Origin of the sequence: Micromonospora sp. NPDC001898, assembly GCF_042891255.1 — a bacterium.
In the GTDB taxonomy this organism is placed as follows: Bacteria; Actinomycetota; Actinomycetes; order Mycobacteriales; family Micromonosporaceae; genus Micromonospora.
The window spans coordinates 176,755-192,419 of sequence record NZ_JBIATC010000003.1 but is presented as its reverse complement, the minus strand read 5'-3'; the positions used below and the strand labels follow the sequence as shown (position 1 = coordinate 192,419).

Genomic DNA, 15,665 nt, shown 5'->3' with positions numbered 1-15,665 from the left:
CGCCCCCGCCCGCGGGCCCCCGCCGGACCCCCGGCGGGCCGGGGCGGCGCCCCCGCCGGCCCGGGGCCCGGCCCCCCCCCCCCCGCCCCCCCCCGCCGGCCCCCCCCCCCGCCCCGCTTCCGCGTCCCCGACGGGCACGCCACCCGGGTGAGGCGCTCGCGGGAGCACCGTCACAGCCCCGCAAAACGAGTCGGCCGCCGGGCCCGTCGCCGGGCACAATGGCGCGATGTCGCGCCACACCGCCGCCCTGCTCGACGACCTCGACGAACTGCCGTACCGGGAGCGGATGACGACCCTCGCCGCCCGGGCCCGGGCCCTTGCCGGCGCCGGCCGGCTGGACGGAGTGCTCGCGGACCTGCGGGCCGGGTCGACGTACCACCGGTTCCTCGCCGTGACTGCGGCCCAGGTCGTCGGCGACCGGGCCGGGATGGCCGCCGCCCTCGACGACCCGCACGCGGCGATCCGGGCCGTCGCGGTCCGTGTGTGCCTGCGCGCCGGCTGGCTCACCGCCGACGACCTGCACCCCCTGCTCGCCGACGCCCCGGCCGACCTGCGCCGGCTGGTCTACCGGTCGCTGCGGTCGCTGCGTCGCCCGGAGGTCGCCGACCGGCTCGTCGACGCGGTCCGCGACCGGTTCGGCGACGCCGAGGCGGTCGCGCTGCTGGCCGCCTGTGGCCCCGACACGGTACGCCGGCTGCTGCCCCTGCTCGACCACGCGCTCGGCGGCGGGGCGGCCCTGGTCGGCCGGCACACCGGGGTCCTGCTCGACCACGCCGAGGCGACGCTGCCCGGCCTCGACGGCCCGGAACGCTCCCGCTGGTGGGCGACGCGCGCGGGCGCGCTGCTCGGCACGGCGGTCGGCCACCCGGAGCGGGTGCTCACCCTGCTCGAACGCCACGCCCCGGCCGACGGGCTCCCCGGCGGCCTCACCCGCTACGGCGTGCTCGCCGCGGCGTCCCCGGCCCGGGTGCTCGCGCTGCTGACCGCCCCCGCCCGCGCCGGCTGGCTGGCCCGGGCCACCCTGCCCCCGGCGTTGCTGCGCCGCCTCGCAGCGCTGCCGCCGGCGGACCTGGTCACGCTCGCCCGGCGGCTGCGCGCCGACGACGCCCGCCTCGCGGCGCTGCTGGACGCGCTGCCCCCGGCGGCGCGCGGCACCCTGTACGACGCCGCGCTCGCCGACGTCGAGACGGCCGCCGCGATCCCTTCCTCGGCGGTCATGGCGGTGCTGCCCCGGCGCTGGCGGGAACGGGAGGCCCGCCGGGTGCTCACCCTGGAGCGGGTCCGTGCCGACGAGGCCGCCGTGCGGGCGTGGAGCGCCGAGCTGCCCTGGCCGGAGGCGTCCGCGGCGCTGGTGCCCGCCCTGCGCGCCGCCGACGCGGGGGACCGGGCGACGGCGTACGAGCTGCTGCTCACCGCCGCGCGGCGCAGCGGCGACCCGGCGGCGGTGGCCGAGGCCGTGGCCCGGCTCGTCGGGCTGCGCAACGAGCAGGACCCGGTCCGTTCGGCGGCGCTGGCCACCCTGGCGACCATGGCCCGGCCACTGCGCGCACACTCGCGGCCCGTGCTGGCCGCGCTGGTCACCGACGCCACCCACGCCCGGGACGCGTCCACCCGCACACTGTCCGCGCTGGGCGACCTGGCCTGCGGGGTGCTGCGCCACCACGTCGACACCCCGGAGCTGCTGGGCTGGGCGCTGGACACCCTCGACGCCCTCCTCGGCGGGCACCGCCTGCCCCCGCTGGGCCGGCTCGACCACGGCCTGCGCCGGGGGCAGGAACGGGTCGTCCTCGACCGGCTCCTGCCCTGGATCACCGCCGGGATGGCGCGCGGCGAGTTCACCGCCCTGTTCGCCGTCACCCGCGCGCTGGGCCGCCGGGCGTGGCGGCTGCCTGCGCTCCAGGAACTGCTGCACCGGGCCACCGGCCCGGGCAACGTCTCTTCGGTCGTCCGGAACGCCGCCGACCTGTGGCTGGCGGACCCGACGCCGCGCGGCGAGCGGGTCGCCCTCCTGCTCGCGGCCGATTCGTCGGTGATCACGTTCGAGGCGGTGTGGCGGACGGTCTGCGGGCGGCGCACCGACCTGCTCGACCGGGTGCTGCTCGGCCCGCCGCCGCGCGGGGCGTTCCTGCCGGCCGGGCCGCGCTGGGTACCCGGGCATCCGTGGCACGTCGACCGCTGGCTGCCCCGACACCGGCGGGCGTACGTCGACCTCCAGGCCCGGGTGGCCCGGGACGCCGGCCAGCCGATGCACGCCCGGGCTGCCGCGCTCGCCCGCGCGGCGCGGGTTCCCGACGCCGGCCGCGACCTGGTGCTGCGGTACGTCGACTCGGCGAACGTCACCCTCGCCGAGGCGGCCCTCGGCGCGCTGCCCTGGACCGACCGGCCCGAGGACGCCCTGACCACGCTGCTCGCGCACGCCGACGACGACCGGGCCCGGGTGGCGATGTACGCCGCAGGCCGGGCCGCCCGGTTCGTCGCCCCGTCCGCGCTGCTGGCCCGGCTCGCCGGCGTCGCCCTCGGCCGGGGCCGGGTGACCAGCCGCAAGGAGGCCGTCCGGCTGCTCGGCCGGCACGGGCCGCCGGAGGCGGTGCCGCTGCTGCGGCAGGTGTGGCAGCAGCCCGACCAGCACCGCGACGTCCGGGCGGCGGTCACCTCCGCCGCCCGGCAGCGGCTGCACACGCCGCAGAGCTGGGCGGTGCTCGACCTGGCAGTCGGCGGCGGCCGGCAGGACACCCTGGCCGTGCTGGCCGCCGGGCCGTACGAGGTGCCGGAGCCGCACCGACCCCGGTACGCCGGCCTGGTCGTCACCGCCTGCCGCAGCGGCGACGAGGTGGTCTCCCAGGTGGCGCTGGCCCGGCTGGTGCAGTGGGCCCGGTGGGCGCCCGACGTCACCGACCTGGTCGTCGAGGCGCTGACCGACCTCGACGCGCACGCCGGCTGGCCGGTCCGGTCGATGCTGCTCGGCGCGCTGCTGGACCTGCCGCACCGCCCCGAGCGGGCCGCGCTCGCCACCGCCCTGCGCCGGCTGGTGGCCCTCGACGCGGCCGACGACGACCCGGGCGGGCCGGAGCGGGACCGGCCGGCCCGCCGCCGGATCGACGCGATCCTGCGGACGGTGCGGGTGTGGACGCAACGCGCCGGCGTCGACGCCGACCTCGACCCGGCCCGGGACGCCGCCCGCGACCTGGCCCGGCACCCGGGGTTCGTGGCCGGGGCGGCCGGGCTGCTGACCGCCCTGGTGCGCCTCGACGGGCGCACCCCGCAGCAGCTCGTCGCCGAGCTGACCGAGCTGTTCGAGCTGGCCGCCGGACGCCCGGCGCTGGCCGCCCAACTGGCCGACGCCCTCGCCGGCCGGGTGCGCCGGGACGCCGCCGTCGTGGACGCCGGGCTGCTGCTGGCGACGGCCCGGGAACTGGCCGCCCGAGGCGACTCGGCCGGGCTCCTCGCGCTGGCGCTGATCCGGGCCGGGGAGCCGTACGGCTGGTCGACGCCGTGGCGGGACCTGCTGCGGACGCTGCGCGGGCACCCGGTCGCCGACGTCCGCGACGCTGCCCTCGCCCTGTCCATGTCAAGGTGACCCGGGCCGGTGACGGCCCGGGTCGCGGTGGTGCGGACCCGGGCCGGTCGGGTGCCGGCGGCAGGCGTGGCGGGCACCCGGCCGGGGTACACCCGGGGTCATGAGTACGCCTGCCCGCCCCGACGAGGCGGCCCCGGCGCGGGTCGGCACCGTCGCCGCGCGGGTCGGCACCGTCGCCGTCGTCGCGCACCGGAAGAAGACCTTCGGCGGGGGCCTGGACGAACTGCGCGCCACGCTGGTCGGCGCGGGCGTCGACGACCTGCTCTGGTACGAGGTGCCGAAGAGCCGCAAGGCTCCGAAGAAGGTACGCCGGGCGCTCGACCGGGGCGCGAAGCTGGTCTACGTGTGGGGCGGTGACGGCATGGTGCAGCGCTGCGCCGACGTCCTCGCCGGCACCGGCGTGCCGATGGCGATCCTGCCCGCCGGGACGGCGAACCTGTTCGCCACCAACCTCGGCATCCCGACCGACCTGCCCGAGGCGGTGCGGAACGGTCTGCGTGGTCGACGCCGTCGCCTGGACCTGGGCCGGATCAACGGGGAGCACTTCGCGGTGATGGCCGGCGCCGGTTTCGACGGCGACCTGATCGGCGAGGCCGACCGCAGGCTCAAGGGCCGGCTGGGCCGCCTGGCGTACGTGTGGACGGGGCTGCGGCACGTGCGCGGCGAGCTGGTGCGCACCCGGATCCGGGTCGACGGGTCGGACTGGTTCGACGCCGAGGCGAGCTGCGTGCTGTTCGGCAACGTCGGCACGATCACCGGCGGCATCCCCGCCTTCGACGACGCCCGGCCCGACAGCGGGGCCCTGGAGGTCGGGGTGGCCACCGCCAGCGGCGCGGTGGACTGGGCGCGCACCCTGGGCCGGATGGCGGCCGGCCGGTCCGAGGAGTCGCCGTTCGTGCGGATCACCCGAGGTCGCAAGATCCGGGTACGGTTCGACGCGCCGAAGACGTACGAACTCGACGGCGGGGCGCGCGGCCAGGTGACCCGGTTGAAGGTCCGGGTCGTGCCCGGCGCGCTGACCGTGTGCTGCCCGGATGAGCGCCCCTGATCTCAGGACGGGCCGCTTCCTCGGACAGGGTGGACTGATTACGCCCGAAGATTTCAGGCTATTCGGCGACCCGCAATGCCAGGGATCCCTTTCCGCTGGTTCGCGTCGTGTTGACCGTCCAGCAACAGGAGATGGGAAAGACCCGGCTAACCTGGCGCAGCTCGGAGCCGCTGGTGGTCTCTTCAGGACGGAGCGGTCACGTGATGAAGGTGCCGTCCGGGCTCATGATTTCGTCTTGCACCAGCGGTACCAACGCCGACGAGCCGCCATCGCGTACGGGCCGGCGCGGGCGCTGATGGGGCTGCCGGCGGTGCGGCAGGTGCACTTCTGGCTCGACCTGGGCCGGGCCGCTGAGGCTGTCCGCCGAACACCGGGCCGCGCACCTGATCGACGCCGCCCGCGCCTACCTCCACGCCGAAGACCCCACCAACGCCGGCCGAACCCTGATCGATGCCGACCGCACCGCACCTTCAGAAACCCCCAGCAGGCCGGATGACCCCGGACGACACCCGGTCCGACGGTCTCGCCGAGACTTCACACCGAAGCGGCACCTGGCTCTGCCCCCGGTATCACCCACCCGGGCTGCCCCCGTCCGAGGCGGCCCGGGGCGCGGCTGTCGTGATCACCGACGCGTCCCCGCTGTAGAGGCGTCCTCGGTATCCGGTGGGCCCCCGCCCGGCCGACGGGGTGACCGTCCGGCCGGGCGGGTGACGCCCGGGTCACGACCGGTCGGGTCGGATCCCCAGCGCGGGCAGCACGGTCTCCGCCACCCGGTACGCCTCCTCCAGCAGCGGGTTGCCGGAGAGGATGAAGGTGTCCACGCCGAGGGACCGGAACTCCTCCAGCCGCTCGACGACCTGGCGGGTGCTGCCCACCACGGCGGTGCCCGGGCCGGGCCGGAACAGCCCCATCCCCGGCCACAGGTTGGGGTACGTCTCCAGCTCCCGGGCCCTCGCCGGCACCCGCCCGCCGTGCTGGCGGAACTGCCGCTGCCAGCCCACCCCGGCGTCCTCGCCGTGCGCGGCGAGCTGCCGGGCGTACGTCTCGTGGCTGGTGACGTCGAGCAGGTGGTCGGCGGCGGCCCATGCCTCGTCCGCGGTGTCCCGGACGATCAGGTGCAGCCGCAGTCCGAGCCGCAGGGTGCGCCCGTGGGCGGAGGCCCGCTCACGCACCCGGTTCAGCTTCTCGGCGAGCTGGGCGGGGGGCTCGCCCCAGGTCAGGTACACGTCCACGTGCTCGGCGGCCATCTCGATGCCGGCCGGCGAGGAGCCGCCGAACCACAGCGGGATGCCGCCCTTCTGCACCGGCGGCAGGTCCCGCAGGTCCGCCCCGGCGCCCGGCAGGTCGTAGAACTCGCCCTTGTGGTCGAAGACCTCCCCGGCGGTGAGTCGCCGGACCACCTGCCAGTACTCGGCACTGAGCCGGTAGCGCTCGTCGTGCTCCAGGTGCAGGCCGTAGCGGCGCAGCGTGTCGGTGGACCCGTTGACCACGTTGAACCGCAGGCGCGGGCCGAACAGGTGGTCGAAGGTGAGCGCGGACTTCGCCAGCAGGGTCGGGGAGATCAGGCCGGGGTGCACCGCCAGCAGCGGCTTGAACGCCGGGCTGGTCGCCGCCGCCAGGGCGCTGCCCAGCGGCCACACGTCGTACTGGTCGGTGGCCAGCAGCGCCCCGGTGTAGCCGAGCCGGTCCACGGCGGCGGCCAGGTGTTGCAGGTAGCCCAGGTCGACCGGCCGCCGACCGGCCGGCTCCCACGGGTAGCGCCCCTCCCGGGGGATGATGTACCACAGGACCTCGGTGCCCACGCCGCTCACCGCGCGCCCGCCGGGGCCGCTGCGGCGAGTGCCGCGTCGACCAGCGGGGTGAGCGCCGGCACCCGGGCGTCGGCCACGGTGATCGGCCGGTCGAGGTAGCCGGCCGCGACGAAGATGTCCGCCGCCTCCTGCTGCTCGGCGACGAAGGCGTCGGGGACACTCTCCAGCCGCCAGGGCAGCCCGGCCAGCGCGGTGTGCCAGTCGGCCGCCTCGCCGCCCAACTCGGCGGCGGCGTGGGCGGCGGCCTCGTCCAGGTGGGCGGCCACCCAGTCGTCGGCCCGCTGGAGCGCGCCGACGAGCGCCGCGACCACCTCCGGCCGCTGCTGCGCGAGGTCCCGCCGGGTGAAGAAGACCGACCGGTCCGAGATCACCGACCCGGTCTCCACCAGGACGCGTACGCCCCCGGCGCGGCGGGCCGCGGCCAACTCGGCCTCCTGGGCGACCCAGCCGGCGATCTCCCCGGCCGCCAGGTGCTCCGCCGGCGGGGTCGGGTCGTCGGCGGGCCGCCGCGCCACGATGTCGGCGTAGGACAGCCCGGCGTCGTGCAGCGCCTTGGCCAGCAGGTGCGTCTGCCACGACCCGACCCCGAACACCACGGTCCCGCCGGCGAGGTCGGCCACGGTCCGGACCGGGCCGTCGGCGGCGACCAGCAGCGCGCCGTGCTCGGGGCGGGGGGCGGACACCGCGACGTACACGATGTCGTGGCCCTGTGCCTGCCCGGTCAGCGGCGGGGTGGAGCCGGTGCCGCCGAGGTCGATGACGCCCTCGGCGAGCAGCCGGGCGGTGTTCGTGCCGTCGGTGTAGTGGTGCCAGGCCACCGTCTCGCCCAGCGGCGCGAGCGCCCGCTCGGCCAGGCCGAGCCGGGCCAGGTGGTACAGCGACGGGTTGCTGCGGTGCACTCCGATGGTGATGCTCATGTCAGTTCTCCCTCTCGAATGGTCGGGTCGGCCCCCGCGCCGGGGCGGCGGACGCCCAGGTCGACGAGGAGCCGGTCGCGCAGGGCGCGGAAGGCCGGATCGGTGGCGTCGCGGGGCCGGGGCACGGTGACCCGCTCGTCGCGGACGAGCACGCCGCCGCGCAGCACCGCGACCCGGTCGGCGAGCCGGATCGCCTCGTCGACGTCGTGGGTGACCAGCAGGACGGCCGGGCGGTGCGCGGCGCACAGCTCGCCGACCAGGTCCTGCATGCGCAGCCGGGTCAGCGCGTCGAGGGCGGCGAAGGGCTCGTCCAGCAGCAGCAGCTCCGGCTCGCGGACCAGTGCCCGGGCCAGCGCCACCCGCTGCGCCTCGCCGCCGGACAGGGTCGCCGGCCAGGCCCGGGCGTGGCCGGCGAGGCCGACCTCGGCCAGGGCCCGCAGGCCGACCACGCGGGTGGCCTCGCCGCGCGGCATGGCGACCGTGACGTTGGCCAGCACCCGCTTGTTGGGCACCAGCCGGGGCTCCTGGAACACGATGGTCCGCCGCCGGGGCACCAGCACGGTGCCGTCGTCGGGGCGGTCCAGCGCGCCGAGGATGCGCAGCAGGGTGGTCTTGCCGGTGCCGCTCGCGCCGAGCAGCGCGAGGAACTCGCCCCTGGGCACGTCCAGGTCGAGGCCGCCGAGGACGGTCCGGTCGCCGAAGGCCCGCCGCAGCCCGCGGACGTGGATCGCCGGGGTCGGCCCGGCGCCGGTCTCCGTGGCGGCCGGGGTGGCCACGCCGGCGCTCACCGGGTCCGCCCCGCCCGCCGCCACGGCATGAGCAGCCACTCCAGGGCGCGCACCGCGGCGTCGGCGGTGAGCCCCAGCAGGCCGTAGATGATGATGCAGAGCGCCAGGATGTCGGTGCGGGCGTAGTTCTGCGCCTGGGTCATCAGGTACCCGATGCCGGCGGTGGCGTTGATCTCCTCGGCGGCGATCAGCGCGATGACGCTGAGGGTCATCGACAGCCGCAGGCCGACGAGCAGCGCGGGCAGGGCGCCGGGGAGGACGACCTCCCGGACCAGCCGCCAGCGGCCCATCCCGAACGACCGCATCGCCTCGACCGTCTTCGGGTCCACGGTGCGCACGCCGCTGGCCGCGTTGACGTACATCGGGAAGGTGGTGGCGACGGCGATCAGGATGATCTTGGCGCTCTCGGTGATGCCGAACCAGACCATGAACAGCGGCACCAGGGCGAGGAACGGCACCGTGCGCAGCACCTGCACGGTCGAGTCGACCAGCTCGTCGCCGAGCCGGGTCAGCCCGGTGGTCACGCCGAGCACCAGCCCGGCGGCCAGGCCGCAGGTCAGCCCCAGCGCCGAGCGGGTCAGCGAGGTGGTGAGCGCGTCGGGGAGCTGGCCGTTGCCCCACAGCTCGCCGACCGCCCCCAGCACCTGCCCGGGGGAAGCGAGCAGCGACGGCCTGAGCAGGCCGGTAGCCGAGGCGGCGTACCAGGCGAGCAGCAGCGCGACCGGGCCGAGCGCGCGCAGGGCGGTGGCGGCCCACCGGGGCCGCTCGCGGCGGCGGCGCACCGGCGGCTCGACCAGCCCGGCGTCCCGGGCGGCCCCGGTGGCGTCGGGGTGGGGCCGGGCGGCCCCGGCCCGACCGGGAGCGATGGGTGCCGTGGTCACGGTCACGCCCCACCCGCCGGCAGCTTCGCCACGTCCAGCACGTGCGCGGCGACGTCCACCTTCTTCGGGGTCACCCCGGCGTCGACGAAGAACCGGGCCACCGTGTCGAAGCGGGCCAGCAGGTCGGTGCCGATCGGCTCGACCGGTGAACTCTGCCGGGCGAAGTCGATGGTGATCTCCCGGGCCCGACCGCTCACGGACTGCGGGCCGGCGTCGGTGAAGACGTTCACGAACGGTGCCGGGTCCGCCTGGGACGCGGCCCCCTTGTCCCGCAGGTACGCGTACAGCGCCCGGACCACCTCCGGGTGCTCGGTGGCGAACGCGCTGCGCACCGCCCACACGGTGGCGTTGTCCGAGCCGATCGTGCGGCCGTCGACCAGCAGCCGCGCGCCACCGGCGAGCGCGGACACCACGTACGTGCTCCAGCTCGCCCAGGCGTCCACCTGTCCGGACTCGAAGGCCGGAGCGGACTGGTCGGGGCGCAGGTACACCCGTTCCACCCGGTCGACGGGCACGTTCGCGGTGGCCAGCGCCCGCAGCAGCAGGTACTCGCCGGTGCCGCCCTTGTTGACGGCCACCTTCCGCCCGGCGAGGTCGGCCACGCCGCGGATCGGGGAGTCGCCCCTGACCAGGATGCCCTCGCCGACCGGGTCGGGCTGGGCGGCGGCGAACAGGGTGAAGCCGGGGCTGCCGGCGAGCGCGCCGACGGCCGAGGTGATCGAGCCGAGGGCGACGTCGAGCTGGTCGGCGTTGATCGCCTGCGCCGCTGGGGCGAACGGGCCGGAGCTGCCGGTCCACGCCACCCGGGCGCCGACCGCGCCCAGCGCCGCGTCGAGCGAACCGTCCTTCTTGCCCAGGGCGAGCACGCCCGCGTTGCCAGGGTCGGGGATGCGTACCTCGACCGTGCGTCCACCGGCGGCGTCGGCCGGCTCGCCGGACGTGCCGCAGCCGGCGACGCCCACCAGGGTGGCGACCAGGCCGGCGGCGGTGGCGACGGTCAGGAACCGTCGGCGGGTACGGCGAGGTGTCGGTGCTGTGCTCATCTCATTCTCCTGTGCGATCCGTCGGCGAGGGAACGGTGCTCCCGGCCGGTGCAGGGTTCTGCTGGCGGCGGGCGGCCAGTTCGTGGGCGCGCCGCAGCGGTTCGGGGTCGGCCCAGCCGCGCACGTCCACGGGCGCGGCGAGGAAGTCGTGTGCGCGCAGGAAGTGCTCCTGCGCGGCGAGCAGGTCGAGCCGCTCCTCGGACAGGTCGAGATGCAGGCCGAGGTGCTGGCCGGTGCGGTACGCCCCGGCGACCCCCGCCGTGCTGGCGCCGGTCTCGGCGGCCAGGATCCGGCCGACGTCGGCGGGGTGGGCGGCGGCCCAGTCGGCGGCCTCGACCAGCACGGCGAGGAACCGGTCGACCACGTCGGGCCGGTGCTCCAGCAGCCAGCCGGCCACGGTGACCGGCCGGGGTGTGCCGTTGTTGATCCGGCTCCGCAGGTCGGATTCGTCGTCCAGCTCGATGCCGACCTCGACGCCGTGCCGGCGTGCCGACTCGACCGCGAGGGCGCCCTTGGCGTAAACGGCGTCGACGTCGCCACGGACCAGCGCGGCCAGCTCCGCCGCCCACTGCCCGGGGTGCTCCGGGCCCGCCGGCACGTCCACCGGGCGGGCGTCGGCCAGCCGCAGCCCGGCGACGCCGAGCGCCCCGGCGAATCCGCGCAGCGCCATCGCCGCCCAGAAGTCGACGGCGATCGGGTGCCGGGGCACCGCGAGCCGCCGGCCGCGCAGCTCGGCGGGGGAGCGGGGACCGTCGCCGGGCCGGATCAGGATCACCTGGCGCTCCTCGATCCAGGTGAGGCCGATCAGCCGGGTGTCCGTGCCGCGCGAGCGGGCCCACAGCGCCGGGACGTTGCCGCCCTCCCGGATCAGGGTGCGGTGCTCGTGGGTGAAGTGCCGCTCGTTGAGGTCTCTCTCGCGGTCGTCCTGGAAGGACCGCACCCGGATTCCGTCGGCGGCGAACTCGGCACCGAGGGCGCCCCGGTCGGCGGCGATCCCGGTGGCGGTGGGCACCGGGCAGCGGGTGAACCACAGCTCGTCGAGGTGGACGGCGGCCGGGGCAGTGGACATGGCTGGTCTCCGGTTCTGGCAGACAGGCGTGGATCACGCGCGGGACGGCCACCGGGTCGACGGTCGGTGCGCGCGGCGGGAACGCGCGGGCCGACGGCGTGCTGGGTCGGGGTGCGCGCGGGTTCGGGGCGACGGGGCGGGGCGGAGCGGGAGGGGTGGCTGTGCGTCAGCGACAGCGACAGCTGCCGAACAGCCCGTGGTCGATGTACCGCCGGGTGGTCAGCGCGGGCTCGCGGAAGGCGGCGGGGAGGGCGGCCGTGGCCGACGACTCACGCGTCATTGGCGCCGCACCTCCCCGATTTCCCGACTAACCCTACGGGCCTTGTAGGAATTACTGCGGAGGAGCGTGACACGGGCGCGGCGGGAAAGGCGAGACGCTTCCACCATGCGGTAGCTCACGTCGAGGCCGGCAGTTCGTGGGTGGGCCCGGATCCGGCGCGGTGCCCGACCCGACGCCGTTTCCTTCCCGGCGGCCCGCCCCGACCGCCGGCGCGACGTCACCACGGGGCCCGCAGCGCTGGTGCGGGCGCTGCGGGCCCTGCGGTTACGCCCCGGCCGGGTCGCTCCGGCGGGGCCGGGCGGCGGCGCGGGGGCTCGTGGTCACCAGCGCGGACGGCGCGGCTCGGCCAGCCGCAGGGCGTTGCAGACGTCGACGACGTCGGCGACCTCCCAGGCCAGCTCCCCGGCGGCCCGCCGGGCCTGCGGGTCGGTGACGATCCCGGTGAGGATGACGACCCGGTTCTGCACGCTGACCGTGACCGACCGGTGGCGGACGGTCGGGGCGTCGCCGAGCCGCCGGGCGACGGCGGCGGCGAGCCGGGTGTCCTCGTCCGCCGGCCCGGGCCTGTCGGGCTCGGCCGCCCAGGAGTGGTCGTCGGGCGACGGCCAGGGGATGACCACGGGGGATGGTCCCTTCTCGGTGTGCGGTGCCGGCGTGTCTAGGCGGAGTCGGAGCGGTTGGCGGTGGCCGCCACCAGGACGACGCCGACCCCGGCCAACCCGATCTGCACGAGCAGGTCCTGGAACCCGAAGCCGGCCCCGGCCACGCCGACGAGGCGGGCGAGGATGGTGCCCAGCAGGGCGGCGACCACGCCGACGACCAGGGTGAGCCAGAGCGGCGCGGTCTGCCGGCCGGGGACGACGAGCCGGCCGAGGGCCCCGACGACGAGCCCGACGAGAAGGGCGCTGACGAGTCCGGCGACGGTCACGGGTGCTCCTGGGTGACGAGGGCGCGGAGGCTCACCGCGCCACTCCGGCCGACGTCCCGTCGGGCAGTCCCCGCACCGGCACGGCCGCCCGGCCGGTGGGCGTCGGCCCCGTCCGGTGGGGCCCCGGCCCGGAGGACCGGTCGGACCGGTCGGCGTCCGGCGTCCGGCCGGAGACGACCGGCAGGACGTGGTCCACGCGGGCGGCCTGCAGGATGCGCCAGATCCGGGGGTTCGGGTCGCGTACGGTGAGCACCGCGTCGGCGCGGGTGAGCCGCCGGTGCACGTCGAGCAGCAGCCCGATCGCGGCGGCGTCGATGTGCCGGCAGCCGGACAGGTCCACCACGACCTGGGCGGGGCGCAGGGCCAGCAGCCGGTCGAACACGGTGCCGGTCGTCGACAGGCAGGCCAGGTCGAACTCGGTCACGGCCACCTCGACCAGGGGGATCGTGCACTCCCGGTGTGCCAGCGGCGTCGTCACGGCCGTACCCCTCTCCTCGCGGACCCGGACGCCCACCACCGTGCCGGTCGGGCTTGGCGGGCATCACGCGGACGTGTGACAGTTGCGTGACAAATCCGCCATACGCGGGACATGGTTGGCCGTCGGCGGACGGCCTTGGGGATGATTCCGATATGACGTCCGTACTGGTGATCGAGGACGACGACCGCATCCGGCTGGCGCTGCTGCTCGCACTGGAGGACGAGGGCTACGACGCCCACGGCGCTGCCACGGCCGAGGAGGGGCTGCGCGCCCAGCGCCGGGACCCGGCCGACTACGTCCTGGTCGACCTGATGCTGCCGGGCCTGGACGGCTTCGAGTGCATCCGCCAGCTACGCCGCGACGACGACGTGCCGATCGTGGTGGTCAGCGCCCGCGACGACACCCACGACATCGTGGCCGCCCTGGAGGCCGGCGCCGACGACTACGTCGTCAAGCCCGTGGCGATCAAGGAACTGACCGCCCGGCTGCGCGCCCTGCGCCGCCGCGCCCGTGCCGTCGTCCCGTCCGTGGCCGAGCCGGTGCCGGTGCTGGCCTTCGGTGACCTGGAGGTCAGCCCCGAGGCGGGGGAGGTGCGCCGGGCCGGGCACCGCGTGCCGGTGACCCGCACCGAGTTCCGGCTGCTGTGCGAGCTGGCCGAGCACGCCGGCCGGGTGCTGTCCCGCCAGCAACTGCTGCAACGGGTCTGGGGGTACGACACCGGCGACGAGCGGCTGGTTGACGTGCACGTCGGCCGGCTGCGGCAGAAGATCGAGCCGGACCCGGCCAACCCCGAGCATCTGGTGACCCTGCGCGGGCTCGGCTACAAGCTGCAACGATGACGGGTTCCCGCCCGCCCGCGCGGCGTCGCCTCGGCCTGCGCGCCCGGGTCACCGCGGCGTTCGCCGCCGGGGCGCTGCTGCTGGCCGCCTCGATGGCCCTGGTCTCGTACGAGCTGACCCGCCGTTCCCTGATGGACGAGCGGGAGCGCACCGCGGTGCGGGCCGCGTACTTCGACGCCGCCGTGGTGCGCAACGGCCTGGACACCGACGACCCGGACGTGGTGGAGGTGCTGCGCTCGCTGGACACCGGCGGCAGCCGGCGGGCGCTGCTGAACCTCGACGGCGACTGGCACGCCCGCACCGCCGACGTCGGGCTCACCGCCGCCGTGCCCGAGGAGCTGCAACGGCTCGTCGGCGCGGGGAAACCGGCCGTGCAGCGGGTCCGCGTCGACGGGCAGGCGGCCCTGCTGGTGGGGGTGCCGCTGTCCGGCTCGGCGACGTACTACGAGGTCAACTCGCTGGGGGAGCTGGAGCGGACGTTCCAGGCGCTGGCCCTGACGCTGACCGCCGTGGCCATCATGGTGGCCGGCTCCGGCGCGGCGCTGGGCTGGTACGCCACCCGGCACGGCCTGCGTCCGCTGACCGCGGTCGCCAACGCCGCGGAGAAGATCGCCGCCGGTGAGCTGACCGCCCGCCTCGACCCGGCCACCGACCCCGACCTCACCCGGCTGTCCACCTCGTTCAACCACATGGTCGACCAGTTGGCCCGCCGGATCGAACGGGACCGCCGGTTCGCCGCCGACGTCAGCCACGAGCTGCGCTCGCCGTTGCAGACCCTTGCCGCGGCGGCCAGCGTCCTGCAACGGCGGCGGGAGCACCACGACGAGCGCACCGCCACCGCCGCCGGTCTCGTCGCCGACGAGATCGACCGCTTTCAGCGGCTGGTCAACGATCTCATCGACCTGGCCCGCAGCGACCAGCCCGCCCACCGCGCCCCGGTCGACGTGGCGGAGCTGGCACGGCGGGCCTGCCTCGAGCGGGACCTCCCGGCCTCGCTGGTGCTACTGGCGGCCGGCACGCCGCGAACGTGGCGGGTGGAACAACGGCGCGTCGCGCAGGTGCTGGTGAACCTGCTCGACAACGCGGCCCGCTACGGGGCCGGTCCGGTCGCGGTGCGCCTGTCGCGCGACGGCGACGCCGGCGTGATCGAGGTCGACGACGACGGCCCCGGGGTGCCGGTGGAGGACCGGGAGGCCATCTTCGACCGTTTCGTCCGTGGCCGGGCCGCCCACGCCCGGGGCACCGGCGACGGCACCGGCCTCGGCCTGGCCCTGGTAGCCCAGCACGCCACCGCGCACGGCGGGCAGGCGAGCGTGCTCGACCGCCCCGGCGGGGGTGCCCGGTTCCACGTCACCCTGCCCGGGAGCCTGCCGTGACGGGCCGCGCCCGGCGCGTCGTCGCCCCGGCCGTCCTGGCCGGCCTGCTCGTCCTGGCGTCCGCCTGCGGGGTGCCCGCCGAGGACCGGCCCAGGGCGGTCGAGATCCCGCCCGGGCCGTTCCCGTCCCCGGCGACGGCCGGCAGCACCGCCCCGACCGGCCGGGTCACCGAGACGCTGTGCTTCGTCCGGGACGACCGGCTGGTGCCGGTGTCGCGCCGCGTCGACCGCGCGCCCGACGTCGACGCCCAGCTGCGTGACCTGCTCGGCGGCCCCACCGTCGTCGAGCGGGACGCCGGGCTGACCAGCGCGTTGCCGGGGGCGATGAGCGCCGTCGTCGCGGACGTCGCGGGCGGCCAGGCGCGGGTGACGGTCGGCCAGACCGGCGACGAGACCGGCCGCAGCGACGAGGTCCTGGCGTTCGGGCAGATCGTCTGCACCCTCGACGCCCGGGACGACGTCACCACCGTGTCGTTCCTGCGCGACGGCCGCCCTCTCGGGGTGCCCCGGGCGGACGGCTCGCTCTCCGCCCAGCCGCTGACGGCCGCCGACTACACCGCCCTCACCGCCGTCCGCTGACCGCCGTCCGCTGACCGCCGTCCGCCGTCCGTCGTCCGCCGACCACGCCGGG

At 76.7% G+C, this 15,665-nt stretch carries 14 protein-coding genes; 5 read left to right on the top strand and 9 right to left on the bottom strand.

The genetic code is table 11. From position 1 onward, the window contains the following. Nucleotides 1–226 precede the first annotated feature (226 nt). Both ACFYZF_RS08845 and ACFYZF_RS08840 read left to right on the top strand, forming a co-directional pair. The gene (locus tag ACFYZF_RS08845) at nt 227–3,577 is read left to right on the top strand and encodes a hypothetical protein (RefSeq protein ID WP_387017397.1); all 3,351 of its coding nucleotides are present in this window, start codon (nt 227–229) and stop codon (nt 3,575–3,577) included. Between the two features lie 100 nt (nt 3,578–3,677). Further along, the gene (locus tag ACFYZF_RS08840; protein ID WP_387017395.1) at nt 3,678–4,625 is read left to right on the top strand and encodes a diacylglycerol/lipid kinase family protein; all 948 of its coding nucleotides are present in this window, start codon (nt 3,678–3,680) and stop codon (nt 4,623–4,625) included. A 719-nt stretch (nt 4,626–5,344) separates the two neighbouring features. Here ACFYZF_RS08840 and ACFYZF_RS08835 read toward each other — a convergent pair. The 9 genes from ACFYZF_RS08835 to ACFYZF_RS08795 form a co-directional block, all read right to left on the bottom strand. Then, the gene (locus ACFYZF_RS08835) at nt 5,345–6,427 is read right to left on the bottom strand and encodes an LLM class flavin-dependent oxidoreductase (RefSeq protein WP_387017393.1); all 1,083 of its coding nucleotides are present in this window, start codon (nt 6,425–6,427) and stop codon (nt 5,345–5,347) included. A 5-nt stretch (nt 6,428–6,432) separates the two neighbouring features. Further along, nucleotides 6,433–7,353 (bottom strand): ABC transporter substrate-binding protein, encoded by a 921-nt coding sequence (locus tag ACFYZF_RS08830; protein ID WP_387017391.1) that lies wholly within the window; start codon nt 7,351–7,353, stop codon nt 6,433–6,435. Further along, a complete protein-coding gene (locus ACFYZF_RS08825; protein WP_387017390.1) occupies nt 7,350–8,141 on the bottom strand; it encodes an ABC transporter ATP-binding protein in 792 nt (263 codons plus the stop codon). Before ACFYZF_RS08825 ends, ACFYZF_RS08830 begins: the two co-directional genes overlap by 4 nt. Next, on the bottom strand, nt 8,138–9,022 hold the full coding sequence (locus ACFYZF_RS08820; protein WP_387017388.1) for an ABC transporter permease: 885 nt from the start codon (nt 9,020–9,022) through the stop codon (nt 8,138–8,140). The genes ACFYZF_RS08825 and ACFYZF_RS08820 overlap by 4 nt, the downstream gene beginning before the upstream one ends. 2 nt (nt 9,023–9,024) lie before the next feature. Next, complete coding sequence (locus ACFYZF_RS08815; RefSeq protein WP_387017386.1) at nt 9,025–10,065, bottom strand: ABC transporter substrate-binding protein; 1,041 nt, start codon at nt 10,063–10,065, stop codon at nt 9,025–9,027. Between the two features lies 1 nt (nt 10,066). Then, entirely contained in the window at nt 10,067–11,134 is a 1,068-nt protein-coding gene (locus ACFYZF_RS08810; RefSeq protein ID WP_387017384.1) for an ABC transporter substrate-binding protein, read from the bottom strand. Between the two features lie 600 nt (nt 11,135–11,734). After that, nucleotides 11,735–12,034 (bottom strand): BON domain-containing protein, encoded by a 300-nt coding sequence (locus ACFYZF_RS08805; RefSeq protein WP_387017382.1) that lies wholly within the window; start codon nt 12,032–12,034, stop codon nt 11,735–11,737. 38 nt (nt 12,035–12,072) lie between these two features. Further along, complete coding sequence (locus ACFYZF_RS08800) at nt 12,073–12,342, bottom strand: GlsB/YeaQ/YmgE family stress response membrane protein (RefSeq protein WP_387017381.1); 270 nt, start codon at nt 12,340–12,342, stop codon at nt 12,073–12,075. A gap of 31 nt (nt 12,343–12,373) precedes the next feature. Beyond that, nucleotides 12,374–12,820 carry an STAS domain-containing protein gene (locus tag ACFYZF_RS08795; RefSeq protein WP_387017379.1) on the bottom strand — a complete coding sequence of 149 codons (447 nt, stop codon included), beginning with the start codon at nt 12,818–12,820 and terminating at the stop codon, nt 12,374–12,376. Between the two features lie 152 nt (nt 12,821–12,972). On the opposite strand from ACFYZF_RS08795, the gene ACFYZF_RS08790 reads away from it, so the two are divergent. From ACFYZF_RS08790 to ACFYZF_RS08780, 3 genes are read left to right on the top strand one after another with little or no spacing between them, the layout of a single operon-like run. Further along, nucleotides 12,973–13,659, top strand: a complete 687-nt coding sequence (locus tag ACFYZF_RS08790; protein WP_387017377.1) for a response regulator transcription factor — start codon at nt 12,973–12,975, stop codon at nt 13,657–13,659. Continuing rightward, the gene (locus tag ACFYZF_RS08785; RefSeq protein WP_387017375.1) at nt 13,656–15,035 is read left to right on the top strand and encodes a sensor histidine kinase; all 1,380 of its coding nucleotides are present in this window, start codon (nt 13,656–13,658) and stop codon (nt 15,033–15,035) included. Before ACFYZF_RS08790 ends, ACFYZF_RS08785 begins: the two co-directional genes overlap by 4 nt. Beyond that, the gene (locus ACFYZF_RS08780) at nt 15,032–15,613 is read left to right on the top strand and encodes a GerMN domain-containing protein (protein WP_387017373.1); all 582 of its coding nucleotides are present in this window, start codon (nt 15,032–15,034) and stop codon (nt 15,611–15,613) included. Before ACFYZF_RS08785 ends, ACFYZF_RS08780 begins: the two co-directional genes overlap by 4 nt. Nucleotides 15,614–15,665: the final 52 nt, after the last annotated feature.

Excerpts from the sequence above, each read along its gene's own strand:
- ACFYZF_RS08845 (WP_387017397.1), top strand. The coding sequence starts at position 227 with ATGTCGCGCCACACCGCCGCCCTGCTCGACGACCTCGACGAACTGCCG.
- ACFYZF_RS08840 (WP_387017395.1), top strand. The coding sequence starts at position 3,678 with ATGAGTACGCCTGCCCGCCCCGACGAGGCGGCCCCGGCGCGGGTCGGC.
- ACFYZF_RS08830 (WP_387017391.1), bottom strand. The coding sequence starts at position 7,353 with ATGAGCATCACCATCGGAGTGCACCGCAGCAACCCGTCGCTGTACCAC.
- ACFYZF_RS08815 (WP_387017386.1), bottom strand. The coding sequence starts at position 10,065 with ATGAGCACAGCACCGACACCTCGCCGTACCCGCCGACGGTTCCTGACC.
- ACFYZF_RS08810 (WP_387017384.1), bottom strand. The coding sequence starts at position 11,134 with ATGTCCACTGCCCCGGCCGCCGTCCACCTCGACGAGCTGTGGTTCACC.
- ACFYZF_RS08790 (WP_387017377.1), top strand. The coding sequence starts at position 12,973 with ATGACGTCCGTACTGGTGATCGAGGACGACGACCGCATCCGGCTGGCG.
- ACFYZF_RS08785 (WP_387017375.1), top strand. The coding sequence starts at position 13,656 with ATGACGGGTTCCCGCCCGCCCGCGCGGCGTCGCCTCGGCCTGCGCGCC.